Raw genomic sequence first — 26,379 nt, forward strand, 5'->3', positions numbered from 1 at the left:
ATCAGATACCGTACTGGGCGCGATAAGCCTCGACGGCCGGCAGGTGCTGCTTGAGTTGCGGGTCGTCGGCCAGGAACTCGAGCACCTGATTCAGCGAGACGATGCTCACCACCGGGATAGCGAAATCGCGCTCGACTTCCTGGATGGCGGACAGCTCGCCGTTACCGCGCTCCTGGCGATTGAGCGCGATCAGCACGCCGCAGGCCTTGGCATTGGCGCCCTGGATGATCTGCATGACCTCACGGATGGCGGTGCCGGCGGTGATCACGTCGTCGATGATCAACACGTTGCCGGTCAGGGGAGCACCGACCAGGCTGCCGCCCTCGCCGTGGTCCTTGGCTTCCTTGCGGTTGAAACACCAGGGCGTGTCGATGCCGTGATGCTCGGCCAGCGCCACCGCCGTGGTCGCCGCCAGCGGAATACCTTTGTAGGCCGGGCCGAACAGCACGTCGAACGGGATGCCGCTCTCGACGATGGCTGCGGCATAAAAGCGCCCCAGTTGCGCCAACGCCGAACCACTGTTGAACAACCCCGCGTTAAAGAAATAAGGGCTGGTGCGCCCTGATTTCAGGGTGAACTGGCCGAAGCGCAGCACGCCGCGGTCAATGGCAAAACGAATGAAGTCGCGTTGATAGGCGTGCATTTAAAAGTCCCGGACACTACGGATTTAGCTAATTAAGTTGAGCTCGGGTATCATACACGCACGAGATTTATGGGGCCATTTATGCGGATAATCAGTGTGAACGTGAATGGCATTCAGGCGGCAGTCGAGCGTGGTTTGCTCAGCTGGCTACAAGCCCAGAATGCCGATGTCATCTGCGTGCAGGATACTCGCGCCTCGGCCTTCGAACTGGACGATTCAGCCTATCAGCTGGATGGCTACTTCCTGTACGCAGCCGATGCCGAAGTACCCGCCCAAGGGGGCGTTGCACTTTATTCGCGCCTGCAACCGAAGGCGATCATCAACGGCCTGGGCTTCGAAACAGCCGACCGTTATGGCCGTTACCTGCAAGCAGATTTCGATAAGGTCAGTATTGCGACTTTGCTCTTCCCGTCCGGACAAAACGGCGATGAAGACTTGAATCAGAAATTCAAGCTGATGGACGACTTCGGTCGTTATCTGGACAAACAGCGCCGCAAGCGCCGCGAATACATCTATTGCGGCTCGCTGTATGTTTCGCAGCAGAAGCTCGACGTCAAGAACTGGCGCGACAGCCAACAGTCGCCCGGCTTCCTTGCGCCTGAACGCGCATGGATGGACGAAATGGTCGGCAACATGGGCTATGTCGACGCACTGCGCGAAGTCAGCCGTGAAGGTGAGCAGTACAGCTGGTGGCCCGACAGCGAGCAGGCCGAGATGCTCAACCTCGGCTGGCGCTTCGATTACCAGATCCTCACCCCTGGCCTGCGCCGGTTCGTGCGTAGCGCCCGTCACCCACGCCAGCCGCGCTTCTCCCAGCATGCGCCGCTGATCGTCGATTACGACTGGACGCTGACCATCTGATGGCTGCGCCCATAAAAAAACCGACGCCCTGAAATGCGTCGGTTTTTTTGTGGCTGCCTTGTAGCGAGGGGCTTGCCCCTGATAGGCCGTTGCTGAATCACCGAGCAGTGTCAGTGCAGGCCTATCGGGGGCAAGCCCCCTCGCTACAGGGTTGGTCAGTCTGCCAGTGCAGCCTTTTGCAGCTCGAAGATCTCGTTCATGCCTTTACGAGCCAGATCCAGCATCGCGTTCAGCTCTTCAGGCTGGAACGGCGCGCCTTCGGCGGTGCCCTGCACCTCGATGAAGCCACCGGTGCTGGTCATGACCACGTTGAGATCGGTCTCTGCCGCCGAGTCTTCCAGGTAGTCGAGGTCGAGCACTGGCTCACCCTGGTACATGCCGACCGACACGGCAGCAATCATCTGCTTGAGCGGATCGCCGCCCTTGAGCCCGCCGCGCTTCTTGATGACCTTGAGGGCATCAACCAACGCCACCATGGAGCCGGTGATGGACGCGGTACGGGTACCACCGTCGGCCTGGATGACGTCGCAGTCGACGTACAGAGTGACGTCGCCCAGCTTGCTCATGTCCAGCGCCGCTCGCAGCGAACGACCGATCAGGCGCTGGATCTCCAGCGTCCGGCCGCCCTGTTTGCCACGGCTGGCTTCACGCTGGTTACGTTCGCCGGTGGCGCGGGGCAGCATGCCGTATTCGGCGGTCAACCAGCCCTGGCCTTGACCCTTGAGGAAGCGCGGCACGCCGTTTTCGACGCTGACCGTGCAGATGACCTTGGTATCACCGAACTCGACCAGCACAGACCCCTCGGCGTGTTTGGTGTAGTTGCGGGTGATGCGGATCGAGCGCAGCTGATCGGCAGCGCGACCACTTGGACGTTTCATCTGGGATACCTGTACTGGGATTAAAACTGCCGCACATTATAGGGGCTCACGCTCTTCCCTGCCCGCTAAAGATGCCTGCCCCTCAACACAACTGCGGCGAGGGGCCCCCCCCCATGACCACATAGCCCCTCCTCGGGCCTACCGTTCAATTGATCGGGGGCAAGCCCCCTCGCTACACACGACAGTTTCCGCTCGGCGGCGTGCACTGATTTGCATCAGCACATTGGGAGGCGGGCGCGGGGTGCGCTACAATCTTGCGCCTTTGCAGCCGTTCGGCTTCCACTCTTGCGCGAGGTACTTCCCATGGTGCACAGCATGACCGCTTTCGCCCGTGTCGAACGGGCCGGCGCCCAGGGCACGCTGAGCTGGGAAATACGTTCGGTCAACCATCGCTACCTCGAGCCGCACCTGCGTCTGCCCGAAGCCTTTCGCGATCTCGAAGGCGGCGTGCGCGACGCGCTGCGTCAGGCCATTTCCCGCGGCAAGATCGAATGCACCTTGCGCTTCGCTGACGAGACCGCTGGCAAACCCCTGCAGGTCGACAGCGAGCGCGCCATGCAGCTGATCAAGGCCGCCGAGACGGTGGCCGCGCTGATTCACCAGCCGGCGGCCACCAACCCGCTGGAAGTATTGGCCTGGCCCGGCGTGCTGGTCGCCGATGCCGTCGATCCGCAGGCCCTGAACGCCGAGGCGCTGGCGCTCTTCGATGCCGCGCTGGTCGAACTCAAGGCTGGCCGCGACCGCGAAGGCAGCGACCTGGCCCGGCTGATCAACGATCGCCTCGACGCCATGAGTAGCGAAGTCGCGACCATGCGCCAACTGGTGCCGCAGATGCTCGCCACGCAGCGGCAGAAGATTCTCGACCGCGTCGCCGACATGCAGGCCGAGCTCGACCCGCAGCGCCTGGAGCAGGAAATGGTCCTGCTGGCGCAAAAGAGCGACGTCGCCGAAGAGCTCGACCGCCTGAGCACCCACGTTACCGAAGTGCGGCGCGTGCTCAAGGCTGGAGGCGCCGCGGGTCGGCGCCTGGATTTCCTCATGCAGGAACTCAACCGCGAAGCCAACACCCTGGGGTCCAAGGCCTTCGATCCGCGCAGCACACAAGCGGCGGTGAACCTTAAGGTCCTCATCGAACAGATGCGCGAACAAGTGCAGAACATTGAGTAAGGTTATCCCTGACATGAACCACACCCCCGGCACCCTCTACATCATCTCGGCCCCCTCGGGCGCCGGCAAGACCAGCCTGGTCAAGGCCCTGATCGACGCCCAGCCGAGCATTCGCCTGTCGGTGTCGCACACCACGCGTACGATGCGTCCAGGCGAAGAAAACGGCATCAACTACCACTTCGTCGAGCGCGCCGATTTCCTGGCCCTGATCGAGCACGGTGATTTCCTCGAACACGCGGAAGTCTTCGGCAATCTCTACGGCACCTCCCAGAGCACGCTGCAGCAGACCCTCGACGAAGGCCACGATCTGATTCTCGAGATCGACTGGCAGGGCGCCGAGCAAGTCCGCCGCCTGATGCCTCAGGCGCGCTCGATCTTCATCCTGCCGCCGTCGCAACAAGCCCTGCGCCAGCGCCTGACCAACCGCGGCCAGGACAGCGACGAGATCATCGAAGGGCGTATGCGTGAAGCGGTCAGCGAGATGAGCCACTACGTGGAATACGATTTCCTCGTCATCAACGACGATTTCGCCACGGCGCTGGAAGACCTCAAAGCCATCTTCCGCGCCAACCGCCTGCAGCAGACGCCACAGCAGCAGCGGTTCAGCACCCTGCTCGCAAGCCTGCTGGCCTGACCCCATCCTGTAGCGAGGGGGCTCGCCCCCGAAAATCGTGCTGCATCACCGCTATGCCTGACACCGCAATCGGGGGCAAGCCCCCTCGCTACAGAAGCCAGCAAAAACAAAAGCTTCCCTATTTGCTGGTGATTTTTTAAACTATCGAGTCCGCTCGCCCATTCGGCGCGCATACCGCATTTGCTACGAGGAAGACCATGGCCCGCGTAACCGTTGAAGATTGCCTAGAACACGTGGATAACCGCTTTGAGCTGGTCATGCTGTCTACCAAGCGTGCCCGTCAGCTGGCTACCGGCGGCAAAGAGCCAAAGCTGGCCTGGGAAAACGACAAGCCTACCGTAATGGCGCTGCGTGAAATCGCTGCCGGCCTGATCGACTATGCCGTGATCGCCGAAGCCGAAATCGTCGACGAAGAACCGCTCTTCGCAGCCTTCGAAGACGAGGCCAACGAGGCTATCTAAGCCCATGCCCTGTCGACGTAGCCAGGCGAAGGTCCATGATCATCGACGGGAGGCTTCCTCTTGCCGAGCATAGACCACCTCGCCGATCGTTTGTCGACCTATCTCGGCAAGGACCAGGTCAACCTGGTCCGCCGAGCGTACTTCTACGCCGAACAAGCCCACGACGGTCAACGCCGCCGTAGCGGCGAAGCCTACGTCACGCATCCGCTGGCAGTGGCCAACATCCTCGCCGACATGCACATGGACCATCAGAGCCTGATGGCGGCGATGCTGCATGACGTCATCGAAGACACTGGTATCGCCAAAGAGGCGCTGTGCGCGCAGTTCGGCGAAACCGTAGCCGAACTGGTGGACGGGGTCAGCAAGCTGACCCAGATGAACTTCGAGACCAAGGCCGAGGCGCAGGCAGAGAACTTCCAGAAAATGGCCATGGCCATGGCGCGGGACATCCGCGTGATTCTGGTCAAGCTCGCCGACCGCCTGCACAACATGCGCACCCTTGAAGTGCTGTCGGGCGAAAAACGCCGACGCATCGCCAAGGAAACCCTGGAGATCTACGCCCCCATCGCCAATCGTCTGGGTATGCACAACGTGCGTATAGAGTTCGAGGACCTGGGCTTCAAGGCGATGTACCCGATGCGCTCCGAGCGCATCTTCCAGGCGGTCAAGCGCGCCCGCGGCAACCGCAAGGAGCTGGTCACCAAGATCGAGCAGTCGCTGGCTCACTGCCTGGCGGTCGATGGTATCGAAGGCGACGTCAGCGGCCGCCAGAAGCACCTCTATGGCATCTATAAGAAGATGCGCGGCAAGCGTCGCGCCTTCACCGAGATCATGGACGTGTACGCCTTTCGCATCGTCGTCGACAAGGTCGACACCTGCTACCGCGTACTCGGCGCCGTGCACAATCTCTACAAGCCGCTGCCGGGGCGCTTCAAGGATTACATCGCGATCCCCAAAGCCAACGGCTATCAGTCGCTGCATACCACGCTGTTCGGCATGCACGGCGTGCCCATCGAAATCCAGATCCGCACCCGCGAGATGGAAGAGATGGCCAACAACGGCATCGCCGCCCACTGGCTGTACAAATCCAGTGACGACGAACAGCCCAAGGGTACCCACGCCCGGGCGCGTCAGTGGGTCAAAGGCGTGCTGGAAATGCAGCAACGCGCGGGCAACTCGCTGGAATTCATCGAGAGCGTGAAGATCGACCTGTTCCCGGACGAGGTCTACGTGTTCACGCCCAAGGGCCGGATCATGGAGCTGCCCAAAGGCTCCACGGCGGTCGACTTCGCCTACGCGGTGCACACCGACGTCGGCAACAGCTGCATCGCCTGCCGCATCAATCGTCGTCTCGCGCCACTGTCCGAACCACTGCAGAGCGGCTCCACGGTCGAGATCGTCAGCGCCCCCGGCGCCCGCCCCAACCCGGCCTGGCTCAACTTCGTGGTCACCGGCAAGGCGCGCACGCACATTCGTCATGCGCTCAAGCTGCAGCGCCGCTCAGAGTCGGTGTCGCTGGGCGAGCGCTTGCTCAACAAGGTGCTCAACGGCTTCGAAAGCTCGCTGGACAAGATTCCTCAAGAGCGGGTGCAGTTGATGCTCGGCGAATATCGCCTCGAGCACATCGACGACCTGCTCGAAGATATCGGCCTGGGCAACCGCATGGCCTATGTGGTCGCGCGACGCTTGCTGGCCACCGAAGGCGAGCAACTGCCCAACCCGGAAGGCCCGCTGGCCATCCGCGGCACCGAGGGCCTGGTGCTCAGTTACGCCAAGTGCTGCACGCCGATTCCGGGCGACCCGATCGTCGGCCACCTGTCGGCCGGCAAGGGCATGGTGGTGCACCTGGAAAACTGCCGCAATATCAGCGAAATCCGCCACAACCCGGAAAAGTGCATCCAGCTGTCGTGGGCCAAGGACGTCACTGGCGAATTCAACGTCGAACTGCGTGTGGAGCTCGAGCATCAACGCGGCCTGATCGCCTTGCTCGCCAGCAGCGTCAACGCCGCCGACGGCAACATCGAAAAAATCAGCATGGACGAACGCGACGGCCGCATCAGCGTGGTACAGCTGGTGGTCAGCGTCCACGATCGCATCCATCTCGCCCGCGTCATCAAAAAACTACGTGCCCTGGCGGGCGTCATCCGCATCACTCGCATGCGTGCCTGACACCCGCCGGTTGCGTCCCATCGCCCCTTCAAGGAGTCATTCATGACCAAGACCGTCATCACCAGCGACAAGGCCCCCGCCGCCATCGGCACCTATTCCCAGGCCATCAAGGCCGGCAATACGGTCTACATGTCCGGGCAGATCCCCCTCGATCCAAAAACCATGGAACTGGTCGAAGGCTTCGAAGCCCAGACCGTGCAGGTTTTCGAGAACCTCAAGGCCGTGGCCGAGGCCGCTGGCGGTTCGTTCAAGGACATCGTCAAGCTCAACATCTTCCTGACCGACCTGAGCCACTTCGCCAAGGTCAATGAAGTCATGGGCCGCTATTTCGAACAGCCTTACCCGGCCCGCGCCGCCATCGGCGTCGCTGCGTTGCCGCGTGGCGCCCAGGTCGAGATGGACGCTATTCTGGTCATCGAATAAGCCTCGCTACAGGGCGCTGCGTTCGCGCTTCGCCACTTCACTTCCCCTCCTCGGAAGGACCCTACCATGCGCCATGCGCTTGCCTTCATCCTCGCCGCCGGCCTGCTGGCTGGCTGCGCGAGCAAACCGCCGGTCGATCCCGACGGTATCTGGATCAATCAGAACGCCATCGATACTGCTGCCAAAGGCGCCAATCTGCGTCAATCGCTGCTGTCCAACGGCCCCAACCTGGAATGGAACCTCAACACCAAAGCTGGCCAGGCCACTTTCAGCAATGGTTTCGAGATGGGTGAAGGCAAGTTGCAGCCCCGCAAGGAAGGCGGCTGGGACGTGGATTTCTACGGTAACTACAAAGAAGTCCTGTCCATCAAAGGCGCCGAGCTGACACAGGCTGCCAGCGATTCGGGCGGCGAACAGCACTTCATCAAGGCGCCGATCCCGGCGCAAGCCGGTGCAGCCCAAGGCAGCACCTTCGAACGTGCGCTGTACACCGCTTATATGGGCGGTAACTGGAAAATCCTCGATGGCCCGGGCAAGGGTGGCGTCGCGACCTTTTCACCCTTGGGTCAGGTGACCGGGCTGGCTGGCATCGATCGCTATGCGCTGTGCCTCGCCGGTGATTGTGCGGCGATGAGCGGCGAGTACGACAGCATGTGGCTGGAAATGGGCGGCCAGGGTAATGCGTTCATATTCGTGCGCAAAGGCGATCAGCTGGAGATCCTGCAGGCGCTCAACCAGGCCCAGGCCAGTGACATGCCTGACCTGCGCCCAGGCGTGCGGCGCTGGTTGCTGGAGAAGAAGTAACCGCCAACCTGTAGCGAGGGGGCTTGCCCCCGATAATGATCCGGCACCGTCGATGTGTCTGACACAGCGAGTCGGGGGCAAGCCCCCTCGCTACAGGGTCCCTGCAAGGATCGCCGCATAGCCTTCGCGATAGCTGGGGTAGCGCGGCACCCAGCCCAATTGCCGCGCCAACGCGTTGCTGCAGCGCTTGCTGCCCGTGCGGCGAACCTGGGCCTCGGCCTGCCAATCGGTCACGCCCAGATACTCGCGCAACCAGGCGACCACCTCGGCCAGCGGCGCGGGGGCATCATCCACCCCGATATAAACGCTCGCCAGCTTCTTGCCCGCCGCATCGCTGGTCAGCAGAAACGCCAGCAAGCCCGCGGCGTCGTCGCTGTGAATGCGGTTGCCGTACAATGGCGGATCCTCAGCGACGCGGTAGCCCTCGCGCACCTGCGTCAGCAAACGCTCGCGGCCGGGGCCGTAGATACCGGTCAAGCGCACCACCGTCGCCGGCAGGCCGCTATTCAACAGGGTGTTCTCGGCCTCGACCATGATCCTGCCGGAGAAACCGCTGGGCTCCACCGCCGAGGACTCGTCCACCCACTCCCCCGCCAACTGCCCGTAGACACTGCTGCTGGACACGAAAAACACCCGCCGTGGCCGTTGTCCGTGCTGCTGCAACCAGCCTAGAACGTGTTCGAGCCCCTGCACATAGGCAGCCTGATAGCCGGCTTCGTCATGGCTCGACGCTGCCAGGCAGTACACCAGATAATCCAGCTGCCCCATCGGCCAGGAGGGCGGACAGCGTTCATCGAACAGATCGGCTTGCACCGCCGACACGCCCTCGGGGAGTTGCTCAGGCGAGCGGCGCAACCCATGCACGGCCCACCCCTGAGCAAGGATTTGCCGAGCCAGGCGGCTGCCGACATCGCCGCAACCGGCGATCAAAAGAGTGGGCGTGCTCATCTCAGGCTCCGTTTTCAAAGCACCAGCCTAGCGCCGCCGGGCGTCTCGCAGCCAGCGCTGATTAAAAAAAATGCGTGTTTCGCTTTTGCTAACAAGAATTAGTTGCAATAATGCACGTTCGTTTTGCCCTCGGCTTGACTTCAGCCTTGGAGGGCACCCACATATTCTCTCCCTCAGGTCCTGCCAGCATGACTCCTAACGAACCTCTCGCATCGCCAACCAAGCTTCACAGCCTGCCACGCGCTTGGCGGGGTATCGCGGCCTTGCTGCTGGGCCTGGCGCTTATGCCTAACGCGTTCGCCGAAGATCCAGCCCACCCGGCCGCCGCACCCGCTGCCGTATCCGCCGCGCCCGCGCCTGCGGCCACGTCGGCAGATACCACCGCCGCACCCGCTGCCGACACCCAGGTCACCTCGCAGGTCGCCCCGGAAGATGCCGAAGCGGCCTCGGACACCACCCTCGGCATGGGCCACGACCTGTCGCCATGGGGCATGTTCCAGAACGCCGACATCGTCGTGAAGGTGGTCATGATCGGCCTGGCGCTGGCCTCGGTCATCACCTGGACCATCTGGATCGCCAAGGGCTTCGAGCTGGTCGGCGCCAAGCGTCGCCTCAAGGGCGAAATCGCCGCGCTCAAGCGCTCCGCCACCCTCAAGGACGCCGCCGAAAGCGCCGCCAAGAAGGGCACCCTGGCCAACCTGCTGGTGCATGACGCCCTCGAAGAAATGCACCTGTCGGCCAACACCCGGGAAAAGGAAGGCATCAAGGAGCGCGTGTCGTTCCGCCTCGAGCGCCTGGTCGCCGCCTGCGGTCGCAACATGAGCATGGGCACCGGCGTACTGGCCACCATCGGCTCCACCGCGCCCTTCGTCGGCCTGTTCGGTACCGTGTGGGGCATCATGAACAGCTTCATCGGCATCGCCAAGACCCAGACCACCAACCTCGCCGTGGTCGCCCCCGGCATCGCCGAAGCGCTGCTCGCCACTGCCCTGGGCCTGGTCGCGGCCATTCCCGCAGTGGTCATCTACAACGTCTTCGCCCGCTCCATCGCCGGTTACAAGGCACAGGTGTCCGATGCTTCCGCCCAGGTGCTGCTGCTGGTCAGCCGCGACCTCGACCGTCAGCCAGGCGAGCGAGCCGCTCAGCCACAAATGGTCAAGGTGGGGTAATCCGTGGGCCTGCATCTGAACGAAGGCGGCGACGATCTCGCCGAGAATCACGAAATCAACGTCACGCCCTTCATCGACGTCATGCTGGTGCTGCTGATCGTGTTCATGATCGCTGCCCCGCTGGCGACGGTGGACATCAAGGTCGACCTCCCCGCCTCCACCGCCAAGCCGGCGCCCAGGCCGGAAAAACCGGTGTTTCTCAGTGTGAAGATGGACAAGAGCCTCTACGTGGGCGATGACAAGGTCGATGCCGGCCAGCTCGGTGCGTACCTGGACAACAAGACCAAGGGCAAGAAAGACACCACCATCTTCTTCCAGGCCGACAAGGGCGTGGACTACGGGGAGCTGATGGATGTCATGAACTCCCTGCGCGCCGCCGGTTACCTGAAGGTCGGCCTGGTCGGACTCGAGACGGCGCCGAAGAAATGATCACGACGCGCCAACGAATGACGCGTTACGGTGGCAGCCTGGCGGTCGTGCTGGGCATCCATGCCCTGGCGATCGTCGTCGCCCTCAAGTGGCCAGCACCCAAGCCCATCGAGCTGCCGCCCCAGGCGATGATGGTCGAGATCGCGCCGCTGCCCGAGCCGGCGCCACCGCCGCCGCCCAAGGTCGTCACGCCGCCGACCCCGCCTGAGCCCGTGGAAGAAATGCCACTGCCCAAGCTGGTCGAAGCGCCGAAGCCGGAAATCGCCATCCCCAAGCCGCCGCCCAAGCCGAAACCCAAGCCCAAGCCACAGCCGCCCAAGCCTGAGAAGAAGCCCGAGCCGCCGAAGGAAGAGCCGCCAGCGGAAAAGACCGTGGACACGCCGCCGGCTCCGCCTGCAGCGCCTAAGGCGGAGAAGTCCGAGCCGCCGATGCCGTCCAACAGCAACGCGCTGCCGAGCTGGCAGGGTGACCTGCTGCGCCACCTGGCCAAGTTCAAGAAGTACCCTGAAGACGCGCGTCGTCGCGGTACTCAAGGTGTGGTCCGGCTGCGCTTCACGGTCGATGGCGAAGGCAAGGTGTTGTCCTATGCTTTGGCGGGCGAGTCAGGCAGCGCATCGCTGGATCGCGCCACCCTCGACATGATCCGGCGCGCTCAGCCATTGCCGGTGCCGCCCAAGGAGCTGCTTAACAACGGCAGCCTGGAAGTGGTCGCGCCTTTCGTTTATTCCCTGGATAAACGCTGAAATATTCGCTTCTGTCATACAGAAGCGATCTTGATAACGTGCGTCTATCGATCGCAGCCGCTATGCTGGGGCCGCTACTACAGGACGCACGTTATGACTCTCACAGAATTGCGCTACATCGTCACTCTTGCCCAGGAGCAACACTTCGGTCACGCGGCCGAGCGTTGCCACGTCAGCCAGCCGACATTGTCGGTGGGAGTGAAGAAACTCGAAGACGAACTCGGTGTGCTGATCTTCGAGCGCAGCAAGAGCGCGGTGCGCCTGACCCCGGTCGGCGAAGGCATCGTCGCCCAGGCGCAGAAGGTCCTCGAACAGGCCCAGGGTATCCGCGAACTGGCCCAGGCCGGCAAGAACCAGCTCACCGCACCGCTCAAGGTCGGCGCCATCTATACGGTCGGCCCGTACCTGTTCCCGCACCTGATCCCGCAGTTGCATCGGGTAGCGCCGCAGATGCCGCTGTATATCGAAGAGAACTTCACCCATGTGCTGCGCGACAAGCTGCGCAACGGTGAGCTCGATGCGATCATCATCGCCCTGCCGTTCAACGAAGCCGACGTACTGACCCTGCCGCTCTACGATGAGCCGTTCTACGTGCTGATGCCCAGCGACCACCCATGGACGCGCAAGGAAACCATCGACGCCGGCCTGCTCAACGACAAGAGCCTGCTGCTGCTCGGCGAAGGTCATTGCTTCCGCGACCAGGTCCTCGAAGCCTGCCCGACCCTCGCCAAGGGTTCGGACGCCGCGCGCCACACCACCGTCGAATCCAGCTCGCTGGAAACCATTCGCCACATGGTCGCCTCCGGCCTGGGCGTGTCGGTGCTGCCGCTGTCGGCCGTCGACAGCCATCACTACCAGCCGGGTGTGATCGAAGTGCGACCGCTGACGCCGCCCGCCGCCTTCCGCACCGTTGCCATTGCCTGGCGCGCCAGCTTTCCGCGGCCCAAGGCGATCGAGATCCTCGCGGACTCGGTGCGCCTGTGCTCGGTGGCCAAGCCGCTGGTGCCGGCGGCTAAAGTCGCTTCATGACTGAACTGTCCCGGGTTTCGGTCACGGCGCTCAAGGGCGTCGGTGAGGCGATGGCCGAAAAGCTCGCCAAGGTCGGCCTCGAGAACCTCCAGGACGTGCTGTTTCACCTGCCTTTGCGCTATCAGGACCGCACCCGTGTAGTCCCGATCGGCGCCCTGCGGCCTGGGCAGGACGCGGTGATCGAAGGGGTGGTGAGCGGCGCCGACGTGTCCATGGGCAAGCGCCGCAGCCTGCTGGTGCGCCTGGGTGACGGCACCGGCTCCCTGAGCCTGCGCTTCTATCATTTCAGCAACGCGCAGAAAGAAGCGCTCAAGCGCGGCACCCATCTGCGCTGCTATGGCGAAGCACGCCCCGGCGCCTCGGGCCTGGAAATCTACCACCCGGAATACCGCGCCCTGACCGGTGACGAAGCGATACCGGTGGAGCAGAACCTGACGCCGATCTACCCGACCACCGAGGGCCTGACCCAGCAACGCCTGCGCCAGCTGTCGCAGCAGGCGCTGAGCATGCTCGGGCCAAGGAGCCTGCCGGACTGGCTGCCCCAGGAGCTGGCGCGCGACTATCAACTGGCGCCGCTGGACGATGCCATCCGCTACCTGCACCATCCGCCGCCCGACGCCGACCTCGAAGAACTCGCCCTTGGCCATCACTGGGCCCAGCATCGGCTTGCGTTCGAAGAGCTGCTGACCCACCAGCTGTCCCAGCAGCGCCTGCGCGAGAGCCTCAAGTCCCAGCGCGCACCGGCATTGCCCGTGGCCAGCCGCCTGCCGGCGCAGTACCTGGCCAACCTGGGTTTTACCCCTACCGGCGCCCAGCAGCGTGTCGGCAAGGAGATCGCCTATGACCTCAGCCAGCCCGAGCCCATGCTGCGCCTGATTCAGGGCGATGTCGGCGCCGGCAAGACGGTGGTCGCGGCCTTGGCGGCGCTGCAGGCGCTCGAGGCCGGCTATCAGGTGGCCTTGATGGCCCCGACCGAGATCCTCGCCGAGCAGCATTTCGTCAACTTCCAGCGCTGGCTCGAACCCCTGGGCATCGAAGTCGCCTGGCTGGCGGGCAAGCTCAAGGGCAAGCATCGCGTTCACGCCCTTGAGCGTATCGCCGCCGGCGCGCCCATGGTGGTCGGCACCCATGCGCTGTTCCAGCCCGAAGTGCAGTTCCATCGCCTGGCGCTGGTGATCATCGACGAACAGCACCGCTTCGGCGTGCAGCAGCGCCTGGCCCTGCGCGAAAAAGGCGTCAGCCAGAACGGCGCCGGCAAGCTCTGCCCTCATCAGTTGATCATGACCGCCACGCCCATTCCGCGCACCTTGGCGATGAGCGCCTACGCCGACCTCGACACCTCGGTCCTCGACGAACTGCCACCGGGCCGCACGCCGGTGAACACCGTACTGGTGGTCGACACGCGACGCATCGAAGTCATCGAGCGGGTCCGCGCCGCCTGCGCCGAGGGGCGCCAGGCCTATTGGGTGTGCACCTTGATCGAAGAGTCCGAAGAACTCACCTGCCAGGCCGCCGAAACCACCTTCGAAGAACTCGGCAGCGCCCTTGGCGAACTGCGCGTGGGCTTGATCCACGGGCGCATGAAGCCCGCCGAGAAAGCCGCGATCATGGCCGAGTTCAAGCAAGGCGTCCTGCAACTGCTGGTGGCGACCACAGTGATCGAAGTCGGCGTCGACGTGCCCAACGCCAGCCTGATGATCATCGAGAACCCGGAGCGCCTGGGGCTGGCGCAGTTGCACCAGCTGCGTGGTCGGGTCGGGCGTGGCAGCGCGGCCAGTCACTGCGTGTTGCTGTATCACCCGCCGCTGTCGCAGATCGGCCGCGAACGCCTGGGCATCATGCGCGAGACCAACGACGGTTTCGTCATCGCCGAAAAGGACCTGCAGATTCGCGGGCCGGGCGAGATGCTAGGTACGCGTCAGACGGGGCTGCTACAGTTCAAGGTGGCTGATCTGATGCGCGATGCCGATCTGCTGCCCGCCGTGCGTGACGCCGCGCAGGCGTTGCTGGCGCGATGGCCTGAGCACGTCACACCGCTATTGGAGCGATGGTTGCGTCATGGTCAGCAATACGGTCAGGTATAGCGGTAAAAGCTGACCGCTCGTCTGAAAAAAACGCCGCGAAATTAGGCGTTGAGAACTCATCCCGCTTATTGTGCAAGCTGGATATACTGTCGCCATTGTTGGAATTCGGATACAGCACACATGACTGAAGTTGCATTGGACGTTCCCGCACCGATCGCCCCGCGTGTCATCCAGAACCTGCTCGAAAAACAGGGTATCGCGTTCACTGAAGTGCATGACCACGCAGGCCTCGATCGCGGCCGCAAGGTGCAGGCAGTGCTGCTCGCCGATGCTGTGGGCGCGCTGATGGTGCTGGTCCCGCAGAACCAGCTGATCGACCTCAATCGTCTCGAGGAAGTCACCGGGCGCAAGCTCACCGCATTGCCGCTGGCCAAACTCAAGCGGATGCTCAACGAGCACGGCCTGAGTGTGCTGCCCGGCCTGCCGACCCTCACCAGTTCGCCTTGCCTCTACGACGAGCGCCTGCTGCAGCCCGAGTCGCTGCTGATCAGCGCGGGCGAGGCCGGCCTGCTGCTGGAGATCTCCAGCGACGACTTCAAGAAGACCTTGATCAAGGCCAGCTCCGGCAATTTCGGCGAGCCTGTAGTCGCCATCGCCCGCAATCTGGATCGCCCCAACGACGATCCGGCGGAAATCACCAAGGCCGTACAGAAATTCACCGCGCGGCGCATTCAACAGCGCCTCGAAGCGACCATCGAGATTCCACCGCTGGCCGAAACCGCGCAGAAGATCATCAAGCTGCGGGTCGACCCCAACGCTACCATTGACGACATCACCGGCGTGGTCGAAACCGATCCATCGCTGGCCGCCCAGGTGGTCAGCTGGGCCGCGTCGCCCTACTACGCCTCGCCGGGCAAGATCCGCTCGGTCGAAGACGCCATTGTCCGCGTGCTGGGCTTCGATCTGGTGATCAACCTGGCGCTTGGCCTGGCTCTGGGCAAGACCCTGAGCCTGCCCAAGGACCACCCGCAACACGCCACGCCGTACTGGCAGCAGTCGATCTACACCGCGGCGGTCATCGAAGGCCTGACCCGCGCCATTCCCCGCGCCCAGCGCCCGGAAGCCGGCCTGACCTACCTGGCCGGCCTGCTGCACAACTTCGGCTACCTGCTGCTGGCCCACGTGTTCCCGCCGCACTTCTCGCTGATCTGCCGGCACCTGGAGGTCAACCCGCACCTGAGCCACAGCTACATCGAGCAACACCTGCTGGGCATCAGCCGCGAACAGATCGGTGCCTGGCTGATGCGCTTCTGGGACTTGCCCGAGGAACTGGCCACCGCCCTGCGCTTCCAGCAGGACCCTTACTACGAAGGCGAGCACGCGCTGTACCCGAACCTAGTGTGCCTGTCGGTACGCCTGTTGCGCAGCCGTGGCATCGGCAGCGACACCGATGATGGCATCCCCGACGAGCTGCTGGAGCGTGTGGGCCTGAGCCGCGAGAAGGCCGAAGATGTGGTCAACAAGGTGATCGAGGCCGAAGCGCTGCTGCGCGAACTGGCTTCGCAGTTCAATAGCTGAGTGTTGCTCGACGGGCCATTGGCTGCGCTGCGAAGGGCCCTTTCGCGAGCAAGCTCTGCTCCTACAGTGGTGAGCTGTAGGCTGGGGGAGCAGGCTCTGTTCCTACAGTGGTGAGCCCAGCCCTGTGGGAGCAGGGCTTGCCCGCGAAGAGGCCTTCAAATCCCCCGCGTCATACCTTCTTCTTGCGCGGCATCAGATACTTCATCAAACCCTGAAACCACATCACCAACCCCGTGTTGCCAGTGATCTGGATATGCTTGTCCTGAATCCCCTGCATGAACGCCAGCTGCTTGTTCTTCGCCTGCAACGTGGCGAAGCCATACCCGGCATCCTTGAACACGATCGCGAACGCCGGCTCAGCCACCGTGCCGCTATGGCTGCTGACTCGTTGATCCTTGACGATGAAATGCCGGGCGACCTTGGCGTCAGCCGTTTGCAGCTGGAAGGTCAGGTCCTTGCCGGCCAATTGCTGTTCGAAAGCGGGGTTTTTGCGGCTGGCGCGAGCCATGAGCAGGCCGAGGGCCCAGAGGAGAAAGCGAAACTTCATTGCGGCACTCCGGCTTAAAAATGACTGAGGCGCAGTATATCGTCTTCATAGCCAGATCGGTCATTCATCAGTCCCGCCAGAAACCTGAAACCCATTGATCATGAAACAAAAATGGGCATCCCGGCCCGCCCGGAATGCCCATCTATCACGCTTCAGCCTGCCATCAAGGATTGACGCTATCCTTCAAAAACTTCCCAGGCTTGAACGCCACGGTATTACTGGCCTTGATCTTCACCGGCTCGCCCGTCTGCGGATTCTTGCCGGTACGTGCGCCACGGTGGCGTTGCAGGAAGGTGCCGAAACCGACCAGGGTGACGCTGTCCTTGCGGTGCAGCGCGCCGGTGATCTCTTCGAGCACGGCGTTGAGTACGCGGTTGGCTTGTTCTTTGGTGAGGTCTGCTTTTTCAGCGATTGCGGTTGCCAGATCTGGTTTGCGCATGGGTAAAGCCTCTTGTTATAGATTTTTGTTTTTATGTCCGTTGCCATGACCCCCGCAACGGCGCGGTGAGCGCCGCAGGCTCTAAGCCGCGGCAGACCGAGTGAGGATGGCACGCCGTGCAAGGCCGCGCCAGTGGGCAACCCCGGTTTATGAGGGAAAATTCAGGGTTATTCCGATAGACAGCCCGGGCAACCGGACTGCACCGTGATTCAGGCCCCGTGAAAGGGGCCGGGACATTCAGCCGATCTCGATCATTTCGAAGTCCATCTTGCCGACGCCGCAGTCGGGGCACAGCCAGTCTTCAGGGACGTCCTGCCACAGGGTGCCCGGGGCGATACCGTCATCCGGCCAGCCGTCGCGTTCGTCGTAGATCAGGCCGCAGACAATGCATTGCCACTTTTTCATGGTGTTTCCTCGTATCCACGCGAATGACGCGTTTAAAGTGGGCTTTTTACTGATCTGTTCGCCGCGATGCAAGCCTTGGCACTGTAGCGAGGGGGCTTGCCCCCGAAAGATGTATCAGTTACTGAGATGTTGCTGACATACCTATCGGGGGCAAGCCCCCTCGCTACGGGGGCCGCGTGAACATGCTAAGCTCGCGGCCTCTCTGGCCGTCACAGATGTTCATTGTGCCGCACGCATTGCATTCCCCGACATGGCGCGATGGCGCTCCCGATACCGATCCGACGACCCTCGACTGGCTGCTGGACCCGAGCTCGCTGACGCGGCGCCTGACCCGGCTGGCAGCGGGCCGCTTCACCGTTCGACCGCTCTTCGAGGGCTGGCAAACCCTGCGCGATGACGAGTGCGCGGCGCTGCAATTGCCCAGCGCCAGCATCGGCTGGGTGCGCGAGGTGTATCTGCTGGGCGCCGACACACCTTGGGTGTTCGCCCGCAGCATCGCCGGCCAGGCGGCGCTGGAGGCCACGGATCTGCGCCTCGACGTGCTCGGCAGCCGCTCATTGGGCGAGCTACTGTTCAGCGATCCGGCCTTCACCCGCCAGCCGCTGCAAACCTGCCGTTATCCCGCCCCCTGGCTACCCGCCGAGATAGCCCGGCAAGGCCTGTGGGCCCGCCGCTCGCGCTTCGACCGCGACGGCCTCGGGGTGCTGGTGGCCGAGGTGTTCCTGCCGGCACTGTGGCACGCCGCCCTTCCCCTTCAGGAGAACCCTGGATGTACCTGAACCTGCTCAAGTCCCTCAACCGCCTGCATCCCCGCGCCTGGGACTTCGTGCAGCTGACGCGCATCGACAAGCCCATCGGCATCTATCTGCTGCTGTGGCCGACCCTGTGGGCGCTGTGGATCGCCGGCGCGGGCAGACCGTCGCTAGGCAACGTGGCGATCTTCGTGCTGGGGGTGATCTTCATGCGCGCGGCCGGATGCGTGATCAATGACGTGGCCGATCGCAAGGTCGACGGCCACGTCAAACGCACGGCCCAGCGGCCGATTGCGGCCGGGCGCATTCGCACTCGTGAGGCTTTGGCGCTGTTTGCGGTGCTGATCGTCATCAGTTTCGGCCTGGCGCTGTGCACCAACGCCGCCACCCTGTGGTTGTCCATCGGCGGGCTGGTGCTGGCCGCCAGCTACCCGTTCATGAAGCGTTACACCTATTACCCGCAAGTGGTGCTGGGCGCGGCGTTTTCCTGGGGCATGCCGATGGCATTCACCGCCGAGACCGGGCATGTGCCAGCGGCGGCGTGGCTGCTGTATATCGCCAATCTGCTATGGACGGTGGCCTACGACACCTATTACGCGATGACCGACCGCGATGACGATCTGCTGATCGGGGTCAAGTCGACGGCGATTCTGTTCGGCGAGGCGGATCGCTTGATCATCGCCATTCTCCAAGGCCTCACGCTGGTATGCCTGCTGCTGGCGGGCAATCAGTTTGGGCTGGGCCACTGGTACCAGCTGGGGCTGCTGGGCGCAGCGCTGTGCTTCGCATGGGAGTATTGGCAGACACGCCAGCGCGAGCGCATGGCGTGTTTCAAGGCGTTTTTGCACAACCACTGGGCGGGGCTGCTGATTTTCCTTGGGATCGTGCTGGACTACGCACTGCGCTGAGGGGGATCGGTGCAGTCGAAGCTATTGCGCCGACTGGGGCGGCCTCTTCGCGGGCAAGCCCGGCTCCCACAGAAGCAACCACTACTCCCACAGGAGCTCCACTACTGCCACAGGAGCAAGCACTGTGGGAGCAGAGCTTGCTCGCGAAGGGGGCGGCAGCATCAATATCGATAGCGGCTGATCAATCGGCGCCGTCCATGGTCGCCATGGCCCATTTGCCTTCGCCCTTGCCATCGCCGTTCATGTCGCCTTTCTTCTTGTCGCCGATATAGGTGTAGAGCGGGCTATCCATCAGCGCCCACTGCTTTTTGCCGTCCTTGCGAGTGATGATGCTCCAGTCACCGTTGTCAGTCCCGGTGTCGCTGGCGGAAGCGAGCACAGGGGGCCAGTTCTGCGCGCATTTGTCGTTGCACGCCGAGTTGCCAGGCGTGTCATCGGAATAGGTGTAAAGCGTCATGCCCTTGCTGTCGACCACCATGCCATCGTTGGCCTTGGGGCGTTCAGCCATTGCCAGGCCCGGCATTGCCAGGACGACGGCGCCTGCGAGCGCCATCCAGGTCAAGGTACGTTGAACCATTGAAAATCACCTCTTGTGTGTATGCCCTGAAGGAATAACAGCTTAGCCGTTTTCGACTAAGTTGGTACCCTACAGTTCCCCTGTCACACGACTGCAATAATTCCGTTATCTAATGCGGCGCAAGACACCCGATCTACACGAGGTTTGAGCATGGCTGGCAGGAGCATTCTGATCGTTGACGACGAAGCGCCCATCCGCGAAATGATCGCCGTCGCGCTGGAAATGGCCGGCTATGACTGCCTCGAGGCAGACAGCGCCCAGCAGGCTCACGCCATCATCGTCGATCGCAAGCCCGACCTGATCCTGCTCGACTGGATGCTGCCCGGCACCTCGGGCATCGAGCTGGCGCGGCGCCTCAAGCGTGACGAGATGACCGGTGATATTCCGATCATCATGCTCACCGCCAAGGGCGAAGAGGACAACAAGATCCAGGGCCTCGAAGTGGGCGCCGACGACTACATCACCAAACCGTTCTCGCCCCGCGAGCTGGTCGCGCGCCTCAAGGCCGTGCTGCGTCGCGCCGGGCCTAGCGATGGGGAGACGCCGATCGAGATCGGCGGCCTGCTGCTCGACCCCATCAGCCATCGCGTGACCATCGACGGCAAGCCCGCCGACATGGGGCCCACCGAATACCGCCTGCTGCAGTTCTTCATGACCCACCAGGAGCGTGCCTATACTCGTGGGCAGTTGCTGGATCAGGTCTGGGGCGGCAACGTCTACGTCGAAGAGCGCACCGTCGATGTGCACATCCGGCGCTTGCGCAAGGCCTTGGGCGACGCCTACGAAAATCTGGTACAAACCGTGCGCGGCACCGGTTACCGCTTCTCCACCAAGAGCTGATCCTGGTCTGGGCAGGTATCGACAATGCCCGCCCGACGTGACGAGTAAGGACGCGACAGCAATTGAACCAGAACTGGCACGGCATATTGATTCGTCACATGGTGCTGCTGCTCAGTGCCTGCCTGTTGCTCGGGCTGTTCACCGGCCATTACGGCCTCTGCCTGGCCATCGGCCTGGCGTCGTATCTGGCCTACACCCTCAAGCAACTGCTGCGCCTGCATCTGTGGCTGCGCGAGCAGAAGCCCGACGAAGCACCGCCTGAAGGCGTCGGCCTATGGGGCGATGTGTTCGACAGCATCTACACCCTGCAGCGTCGCGATCAGCGCGTGCGTGGCCGTCTGCAAGCGGTGATCGACCGCATCCAGGAGTCCACCGCCGCCCTGCGCGACGCCGTGGTGATGCTCGACAGCGACGGCAACCTCGAGTGGTGGAACCCCGCCGCGCAAGTCCTGCTGGGCCTCAAGACACCCCAGGACACGGGCCAGCCGGTGACCAACCTGGTGCGCCACCCGCGCTTCAAGGAATACTTCGCCCACGGCAACTACGCCGACCCGCTGGAAATCCCCTCGCCGGCCAACGACAAGGTGCGCCTGCAGCTGCTGATCACCCGCTACGGCAACAATGAGCACCTGCTGCTGGTGCGCGACATGACCCGTTTGCATCAGCTCGAACAGATGCGCAAGGACTTCGTCGCCAACGTCTCCCACGAGCTGCGCACGCCGTTGACCGTGATCACCGGCTACCTGGAGACGCTACTCGACAACGGCGACGACCTCCCGACCCGCTGGAAACGCCCGTTGCAGCAGATGCAGACGCAAGGCGAGCGCATGCAGACGCTGCTCAACGACCTGCTGTTGCTGGCCAAGCTGGAAGCCACCGACTACCCCTCGGAAAGCTATCCGGTGGCCATCGATCACCTGCTGCGCACCATCAAGGGCGATGCCCGGGCGCTGTCCGGCACGCGCAACCAGACCATCACCCTCGAAGCCGACCCGACCGTGCACCTCAAGGGCAGCGAGCCGGAACTGCGCAGTGCGTTTTCCAACCTGGTGTTCAATGCGGTGAAATACACCCCCGACGGCGGCCAGATCCACGTCCGCTGGTGGCACGACGGCCAAGGCGCGCACCTCAGCGTGCAGGACTCCGGGATCGGCATCGAAGCCAAGCATGTGCCGCGCCTGACCGAGCGTTTCTACCGCGTCGATTCGAGCCGCAGTTCCAACACCGGCGGCACTGGCCTGGGCCTGGCGATCGTCAAGCACGTGCTGCTGCGCCATCGCGGGCGGCTCGAGATCAGCAGCGTGCCCGGCCGTGGCAGCACCTTCACCTGCCACTTTCCCGTGCAACAAATAGCAACACAACTTGAGGCCTACAGCCCCGAAGAGGGCTGATTTGTCGCGACCGTTGAACGGACACCCCCTATGCAAGGCAAACGGCAGCCGCTACATTGATCGACTCTTGTCGGTGGCGTGGATGCCACGGCACCTCACTGAATCAGCAATACGGAACCCGTAAAACTCCATCATGGACCCTTCCCCTGGCTTGTCCCTCGCCTCGATTTTCGCCGACTTCGGCATGATTCTTTTCGCACTTGTACTGGTCTTGCTCAACGGCTTCTTCGTTGCCGCAGAGTTCGCCATGGTCAAGCTGCGCTCCACCAAGGTTGAAGCCATCGCCGAGCAGAACGGCTGGCGCGGGCAGATCCTGCGCACCGTGCACAACCAGCTCGACGCCTATCTGTCCGCCTGCCAGCTGGGTATCACCCTGGCTTCGCTGGGCCTGGGCTGGGTCGGCGAGCCGGCGTTCGCGCACCTGCTGGAGCCGGTGCTGGGCGCCGTCGGTGTACAGTCGCCAGAGGTGATCAAAGGCGTGTCGTTCTTCAGCGCCTTCTTCGTGATCTCGTACCTGCACATCGTGGTCGGCGAGCTGGCCCCCAAATCCTGGGCCATCCGCAAGCCTGAACTGCTGTCGCTGTGGACGGCCGTGCCGCTGTACCTGTTCTACTGGTGCATGTACCCGGCCATCTACCTGCTCAACGCCAGCGCCAACGGCATCTTGCGCATTGCCGGCCAGGGCGAGCCCGGCCCCCATCACGAGCATCACTACAGCCGTGAAGAGCTCAAGCTGATCCTGCACTCTAGCCGCGGCCAGGACCCGAGCGACCAAGGCATGCGCGTGCTGGCCTCGGCAGTGGAGATGGGCGAGCTGGAGGTGGTCGACTGGGCCAACTCCCGTGAAGACCTGATCACTCTGGACGCCAACGCGCCGCTGAAGGAAATCCTCGCGCTGTTCCGCCGTCACAAGTTCAGCCGTTATCCGGTGTACGACAACCAGCGCGGCGAGTTCGTCGGCCTGCTGCACATCAAGGACCTGTTGCTGGAACTGGCGGCACTGGATCACCTGCCCGAAACCTTCAACCTCGCGGAGCTCCTGCGCCCGCTGGAGCGGGTCAGCAAGCACATGCCGCTGTCGCGCCTGCTGGAGCAGTTCCGCAAGGGCGCGGCGCACTTCGCGCTGGTGGAGGAAGCCGACGCCAAGGTCATCGGCTATCTGACCATGGAGGACGTTCTGGAGGTGCTGGTTGGCGACATCCAGGACGAACACCGCAAGGCCGAACGCGGCATCCTCGCCTATCAGCCGGGCAAGCTGTTGGTACGGGGCGATACACCGCTGTTCAAGGTCGAACGCCTGCTGGGCATCGACCTTGACCATATCGAAGCGGAGACCCTGGCCGGGTTGATCTACGAGACCCTCAAGCGCGTGCCCGAGGAAGAGGAAGTGCTGGAGGTCGAAGGCTTGCGCATCATCCTGAAAAAGATGAAAGGCCCGAAAATCGTGCTGGCCAAGGTGGTCAAGATCGATTGACCGGTTTCCTGTAGCGAGGGGGCTTGCCCCCGAACAGTCTCGAGACCGTTCCCCTGATTCGAGGGTTGCATTGAATGGGAGGTTTTCGGGGGCAAGCCCCCTCGCTACAGGTTCAGGGGCGTGCTCCAAGGGCAAAATTGGGCAACGACTCCACCGGCTGACTGAACCGATACGGAATCGACTCCAACCCCATCCCGGTGTTGCGTTGCACCACGAAATGCAGGTGCGGGCCGGTGCTGTTGCCGGTGTTGCCCGAGCGGCCCAGCGAGGTGCCGACGCTGACCTGCTGCCCCTCGCGCACCACCACCGAACCCTGCATCAGGTGCAGGTACACCCCCATGGTGCCGTCGTCGTGCAGGATGCGCACGAAGTTGCCCGAGGCCTCGCTGCCGCCAGCGGCCTGAGCGTTCTCGACCTTCACCACCATCCCCGCCCGCGCGGCGATGATCGGCGTGCCCACCGGCATGGCGATGTCCATGGCGTAACGACTTTTGACCCCGGTGTGACTGAAGGTGCCGTTGGCGCCCTGGCTCAGCCGAAACGGTCCGCCGATCCAAGGCAACGGGTACAGATAGCCCTCAGGTTGCTGCCCGGGGTTGCCCATGGCGTACTTGAACGCCTGGGTGTAACGCAGCGCTCGCCCGGGCGTCTGCGCATTGAGCGCCAGCAGAAGCACGCTGCTGCGCGCCGGTATCAGCTTGCGGATACTCTGCGGCGTGCCCGGGGCGGCGTTGCTCAAGCCGCTGAGGCGCAACTCGACCTCGACCGGGGCGAACAGCTCGTTGCGGGCGGTAAAGGTGGCGCGGTTGCTGCGCCGATCGACATCCAGGTGCACCTGCTGCTCGAGGTGCTCGATCATGCGGTCCTGAAACACGAACACCGACGCGCCACGGGTGGGTTTGTCGGTGTAGGTCACCACGCCATTGGCATCGGTGTATTTGTAGATGGTCGGTGCGGCCGTCAGAGGGGTGGCGGCCAGCAAGAGACTGCAAAGCAGGGTGAGGCGCTGGAGCATGGCGATGAGCAGTCGGTCAGATCAGGGAATCAATCGCCAAGCCTAGCAGATGCTTGCTCCAGGATTATGCGCAAAATGTAGCGGCCCTTCTCCACACCCTGTAGCGAGGGGGCTTGCCCCCGATACGCCGTTGCCGACACAGCGGTGTGTCAGTACCGGCCTATCGGGGGCAAGCCCCCTCGCTACAGAGATCTCGATCAAGCTCCGGGCACGAAGTGCTTGAGCTGCGAACCACGGGCGATCAAGCGCGACACATAATCAAGCTTCTGCGCGTCCTGGTCGACGAAGCGGAAGGTCAGCTGCAGCCACTCGCTGTCAGGCTTGGGCTCATGGGCGACGATGGCATGCAAGTAGCCGTTGAGCCGCGCCACTTCGGCGTTTTCACCCTGCTCCAGATCGAGCACAGCGCTTTCGAGCACCTGCGGCAGCACGTCACCGCGCTTGACCACCAGCAACGCCTCCTTGAGGCTCAGGGCCTTGATCACGCAGGCCTGAGTACCACTGGCGAGGCGTAGTTGCCCCTGGCCACGGCCGGCGGGAGCCGCAGACGCAGCCGGAGCCGCCGCAGCGCGAGGGGCCGCCGCTGGATTGACCAATGGCGAGGTCGGTGCCGGGCGCGCCACTTCTGCCGGCTTGCCGCCGGTCAAAGCGCTCAGCGAGTCATTGGCGAAAGCAGGGTTGCTGCGGGTCGTCGAACCGGACATCAGGTCATCCAGCTTGCCGATCTTGGCCAGCGCCTTTTTGACCTTGGTCAACAGTTGCTCGTTGGTGAACGGCTTGCCGATAAAGTCGGATACCCCGGCCTGGATGGCCTGCACGACGTTCTCCTTGTCGCCACGGCTGGTGACCATGATGAACGGCGTGGCCTTGAACTGCTCCTGACTGCGGACCCAGGCGAGCAACTCGAGCCCGGACATTTCCGGCATCTCCCAGTCGCACAGGATCAGGTCGAACGACTCGCGCTGCAGCAGCGCCTGGGCCTTGCGACCGTTGACCGCGTCTTCGGTCGTCACGCCCGGAAAACTGTTGCGCAGGCATTTCTTTACCAGATCGCGGATAAACGGCGCGTCATCCACCACCAACACATTGACCTTAGCCATCAACCACTCCTCTGAAATCCCGGCAAGCATAGCGCTAACTAGTGGCCATATGCCGCTTTTTACGTGCCAACATGGATGCGTCACGCCGGGCCGTCATGGGAGATGACGCGTTCACGGGTGCCTGCAAAAAATTCTGCACACCCGAAAACGCAAACGCCCGACCTAGGCCGGGCGTTGATACACGGGGGCAATCTTATTTATCGTCAGCACGCGGCGAAACATTAGCCCGTTCGCTGTCGCGCTGCACTTCCTGCTTCATGCGTTCCAGGCCCAGGTGACGAACGTCGGTGCCGCGCACCAGGTAAATCACCAGTTCGGAGATGTTGCGCGCGTGGTCGCCGATGCGCTCCAGCGAACGCAGCACCCAGATCACGTTCAGCACCCGCGAGATCGAGCGCGGGTCTTCCATCATATAGGTGACCAGTTCACGCAGCGCGGTCTTGTACTCGCGGTCGATGGTCTTGTCGTACTGGGCCACCGACAGTGCCAGATCGGCATCGAAGCGCGCGAAGGCATCCAGCGCGTCGCGAACCATGGAGCGCACCTGATCGCCGATGTGGCGCACCTCGACGTAGCCGCGCGGCGACTCGCCCTCTTCGCACAGCTGAATGGCGCGGCGGGCGATCTTGGTGGACTCGTCACCGATGCGCTCCAGATCGATGACCGATTTGGAGATGCTGATGATCAGCCGCAGATCGGATGCCGCCGGCTGGCGACGGGCGAGAATGCGCAGGCATTCTTCGTCGATGTTGCGTTCCATCTGATTGATTTCGTCATCCACGTCGCGCACTTGCTGAGCCAGACCGGAGTCGGCCTCGATCAGCGCGGTCACCGCGTCGTTGACTTGTTTTTCCACCAGCCCGCCCATGGCCAGGAGGTGGCTGCGCACCTCTTCCAATTCGGCGTTGAACTGCTGAGAAATGTGATGGGCAAGGCTGTCTTTATTGATCATGTCGAAAAATCCCTGGAGC

At 63.0% G+C, this 26,379-nt stretch carries 28 protein-coding genes; 18 read left to right on the forward strand and 10 right to left on the reverse strand.

The features are described from left to right. Window position 1: 1 nt before the first annotated feature. Window positions 2–643: an orotate phosphoribosyltransferase gene (gene pyrE / locus AC3WJP_RS12105; protein WP_493721451.1), complete on the reverse strand. Its 642-nt coding sequence runs from the start codon at window positions 641–643 to the stop codon at window positions 2–4. Window positions 644–724: 81 nt separating this feature from the next. Here pyrE and crc point away from each other — a divergent pair, with 81 nt between their 5' ends. Then, complete coding sequence (gene crc, locus AC3WJP_RS12110) at window positions 725–1,504, forward strand: catabolite repression control protein Crc (protein ID WP_226503971.1); 780 nt, start codon at window positions 725–727, stop codon at window positions 1,502–1,504. 155 nt (window positions 1,505–1,659) lie between these two features. Here crc and rph read toward each other — a convergent pair whose 3' ends face one another. Continuing rightward, entirely contained in the window at window positions 1,660–2,382 is a 723-nt protein-coding gene (rph, locus tag AC3WJP_RS12115) for a ribonuclease PH (RefSeq protein WP_493721450.1), read from the reverse strand. 303 nt (window positions 2,383–2,685) lie between these two features. Between rph and AC3WJP_RS12120 the strand changes: the two genes are divergently transcribed. The 6 genes from AC3WJP_RS12120 to AC3WJP_RS12145 all read left to right on the forward strand — a co-directional run bounded on the left by AC3WJP_RS12120 (window position 2,686) and on the right by AC3WJP_RS12145 (window position 8,040). Further along, window positions 2,686–3,549 (forward strand): YicC/YloC family endoribonuclease, encoded by an 864-nt coding sequence (locus tag AC3WJP_RS12120; RefSeq protein WP_493721449.1) that lies wholly within the window; start codon window positions 2,686–2,688, stop codon window positions 3,547–3,549. A gap of 13 nt (window positions 3,550–3,562) precedes the next feature. After that, entirely contained in the window at window positions 3,563–4,183 is a 621-nt protein-coding gene (gmk, locus tag AC3WJP_RS12125; protein ID WP_493721448.1) for a guanylate kinase, read from the forward strand. Between the two features lie 197 nt (window positions 4,184–4,380). After that, a complete protein-coding gene (rpoZ, locus tag AC3WJP_RS12130; RefSeq protein WP_226503967.1) occupies window positions 4,381–4,644 on the forward strand; it encodes a DNA-directed RNA polymerase subunit omega in 264 nt (87 codons plus the stop codon). 60 nt (window positions 4,645–4,704) lie between these two features. Beyond that, window positions 4,705–6,813, forward strand: a complete 2,109-nt coding sequence (spoT, locus tag AC3WJP_RS12135) for a bifunctional GTP diphosphokinase/guanosine-3',5'-bis pyrophosphate 3'-pyrophosphohydrolase (protein WP_493721447.1) — start codon at window positions 4,705–4,707, stop codon at window positions 6,811–6,813. 42 nt (window positions 6,814–6,855) lie between these two features. Beyond that, complete coding sequence (locus AC3WJP_RS12140) at window positions 6,856–7,236, forward strand: RidA family protein (RefSeq protein ID WP_493721446.1); 381 nt, start codon at window positions 6,856–6,858, stop codon at window positions 7,234–7,236. A 66-nt stretch (window positions 7,237–7,302) separates the two neighbouring features. Beyond that, window positions 7,303–8,040: a putative periplasmic lipoprotein gene (locus tag AC3WJP_RS12145; RefSeq protein ID WP_493721445.1), complete on the forward strand. Its 738-nt coding sequence runs from the start codon at window positions 7,303–7,305 to the stop codon at window positions 8,038–8,040. Between the two features lie 90 nt (window positions 8,041–8,130). On the opposite strand, the gene AC3WJP_RS12150 is transcribed toward AC3WJP_RS12145, so the two are convergent. After that, window positions 8,131–8,988, reverse strand: a complete 858-nt coding sequence (locus tag AC3WJP_RS12150; RefSeq protein WP_493721444.1) for an SDR family oxidoreductase — start codon at window positions 8,986–8,988, stop codon at window positions 8,131–8,133. A gap of 188 nt (window positions 8,989–9,176) precedes the next feature. Here AC3WJP_RS12150 and exbB point away from each other — a divergent pair, with 188 nt between their 5' ends. The 6 genes from exbB to AC3WJP_RS12180 all read left to right on the forward strand — a co-directional run bounded on the left by exbB (window position 9,177) and on the right by AC3WJP_RS12180 (window position 15,960). After that, window positions 9,177–10,157 (forward strand): tonB-system energizer ExbB, encoded by a 981-nt coding sequence (exbB, locus tag AC3WJP_RS12155; RefSeq protein WP_493721443.1) that lies wholly within the window; start codon window positions 9,177–9,179, stop codon window positions 10,155–10,157. Window positions 10,158–10,160: 3 nt separating this feature from the next. After that, window positions 10,161–10,586 (forward strand): TonB system transport protein ExbD, encoded by a 426-nt coding sequence (exbD, locus tag AC3WJP_RS12160; RefSeq protein WP_493721442.1) that lies wholly within the window; start codon window positions 10,161–10,163, stop codon window positions 10,584–10,586. Next, window positions 10,583–11,329, forward strand: a complete 747-nt coding sequence (locus AC3WJP_RS12165; protein ID WP_493721441.1) for an energy transducer TonB — start codon at window positions 10,583–10,585, stop codon at window positions 11,327–11,329. The genes exbD and AC3WJP_RS12165 overlap by 4 nt, the downstream gene beginning before the upstream one ends. Window positions 11,330–11,422: 93 nt before the next feature. Continuing rightward, entirely contained in the window at window positions 11,423–12,358 is a 936-nt protein-coding gene (locus tag AC3WJP_RS12170; RefSeq protein WP_493721440.1) for a hydrogen peroxide-inducible genes activator, read from the forward strand. Then, entirely contained in the window at window positions 12,355–14,442 is a 2,088-nt protein-coding gene (gene recG, locus AC3WJP_RS12175) for an ATP-dependent DNA helicase RecG (RefSeq protein ID WP_493721439.1), read from the forward strand. Before AC3WJP_RS12170 ends, recG begins: the two co-directional genes overlap by 4 nt. 120 nt (window positions 14,443–14,562) lie before the next feature. Continuing rightward, complete coding sequence (locus tag AC3WJP_RS12180) at window positions 14,563–15,960, forward strand: aminoacyl-tRNA deacylase and HDOD domain-containing protein (RefSeq protein WP_493721438.1); 1,398 nt, start codon at window positions 14,563–14,565, stop codon at window positions 15,958–15,960. A 169-nt stretch (window positions 15,961–16,129) separates the two neighbouring features. Here the strand turns inward: AC3WJP_RS12180 and AC3WJP_RS12185 are convergent, their stop codons facing one another. The 3 genes from AC3WJP_RS12185 to AC3WJP_RS12195 form a co-directional block, all read right to left on the reverse strand. Beyond that, a complete protein-coding gene (locus AC3WJP_RS12185; protein WP_493721437.1) occupies window positions 16,130–16,507 on the reverse strand; it encodes an SCP2 sterol-binding domain-containing protein in 378 nt (125 codons plus the stop codon). 163 nt (window positions 16,508–16,670) lie between these two features. After that, window positions 16,671–16,946 (reverse strand): HU family DNA-binding protein, encoded by a 276-nt coding sequence (locus tag AC3WJP_RS12190; RefSeq protein ID WP_226503925.1) that lies wholly within the window; start codon window positions 16,944–16,946, stop codon window positions 16,671–16,673. Between the two features lie 237 nt (window positions 16,947–17,183). Next, window positions 17,184–17,351 carry a rubredoxin gene (locus AC3WJP_RS12195; RefSeq protein WP_226503924.1) on the reverse strand — a complete coding sequence of 56 codons (168 nt, stop codon included), beginning with the start codon at window positions 17,349–17,351 and terminating at the stop codon, window positions 17,184–17,186. Window positions 17,352–17,566: 215 nt separating this feature from the next. Between AC3WJP_RS12195 and AC3WJP_RS12200 the strand changes: the two genes are divergently transcribed. Then, on the forward strand, window positions 17,567–18,130 hold the full coding sequence (locus tag AC3WJP_RS12200; protein ID WP_493721436.1) for a chorismate--pyruvate lyase family protein: 564 nt from the start codon (window positions 17,567–17,569) through the stop codon (window positions 18,128–18,130). Then, the gene (gene ubiA, locus AC3WJP_RS12205) at window positions 18,121–19,011 is read left to right on the forward strand and encodes a 4-hydroxybenzoate octaprenyltransferase (RefSeq protein WP_493721435.1); all 891 of its coding nucleotides are present in this window, start codon (window positions 18,121–18,123) and stop codon (window positions 19,009–19,011) included. Before AC3WJP_RS12200 ends, ubiA begins: the two co-directional genes overlap by 10 nt. A gap of 181 nt (window positions 19,012–19,192) precedes the next feature. On the opposite strand, the gene AC3WJP_RS12210 is transcribed toward ubiA, so the two are convergent. Continuing rightward, entirely contained in the window at window positions 19,193–19,588 is a 396-nt protein-coding gene (locus tag AC3WJP_RS12210; RefSeq protein WP_493721434.1) for a COG4315 family predicted lipoprotein, read from the reverse strand. A gap of 150 nt (window positions 19,589–19,738) precedes the next feature. On the opposite strand from AC3WJP_RS12210, the gene phoB reads away from it, so the two are divergent. From phoB to AC3WJP_RS12225, 3 genes are all read left to right on the forward strand, one after another. Further along, window positions 19,739–20,428 carry a phosphate regulon transcriptional regulator PhoB gene (gene phoB, locus AC3WJP_RS12215; protein WP_493721433.1) on the forward strand — a complete coding sequence of 230 codons (690 nt, stop codon included), beginning with the start codon at window positions 19,739–19,741 and terminating at the stop codon, window positions 20,426–20,428. Between the two features lie 62 nt (window positions 20,429–20,490). Continuing rightward, the gene (phoR, locus tag AC3WJP_RS12220; RefSeq protein WP_493721432.1) at window positions 20,491–21,819 is read left to right on the forward strand and encodes a phosphate regulon sensor histidine kinase PhoR; all 1,329 of its coding nucleotides are present in this window, start codon (window positions 20,491–20,493) and stop codon (window positions 21,817–21,819) included. A 133-nt stretch (window positions 21,820–21,952) separates the two neighbouring features. After that, window positions 21,953–23,293 carry a hemolysin family protein gene (locus AC3WJP_RS12225; protein WP_493721431.1) on the forward strand — a complete coding sequence of 447 codons (1,341 nt, stop codon included), beginning with the start codon at window positions 21,953–21,955 and terminating at the stop codon, window positions 23,291–23,293. A 112-nt stretch (window positions 23,294–23,405) separates the two neighbouring features. Here the strand turns inward: AC3WJP_RS12225 and AC3WJP_RS12230 are convergent, their stop codons facing one another. From AC3WJP_RS12230 to phoU, 3 genes are all read right to left on the reverse strand, one after another. After that, window positions 23,406–24,308, reverse strand: a complete 903-nt coding sequence (locus tag AC3WJP_RS12230; RefSeq protein ID WP_493721430.1) for a peptidoglycan DD-metalloendopeptidase family protein — start codon at window positions 24,306–24,308, stop codon at window positions 23,406–23,408. Window positions 24,309–24,505: 197 nt separating this feature from the next. Next, window positions 24,506–25,408 carry a response regulator gene (locus AC3WJP_RS12235; protein ID WP_493721429.1) on the reverse strand — a complete coding sequence of 301 codons (903 nt, stop codon included), beginning with the start codon at window positions 25,406–25,408 and terminating at the stop codon, window positions 24,506–24,508. Between the two features lie 193 nt (window positions 25,409–25,601). Beyond that, window positions 25,602–26,360 (reverse strand): phosphate signaling complex protein PhoU, encoded by a 759-nt coding sequence (phoU, locus tag AC3WJP_RS12240; RefSeq protein WP_493721428.1) that lies wholly within the window; start codon window positions 26,358–26,360, stop codon window positions 25,602–25,604. Window positions 26,361–26,379 lie beyond the last annotated feature (19 nt).

The organism is Pseudomonas sp. GW821-FHT01A09 (assembly GCF_058986725.1).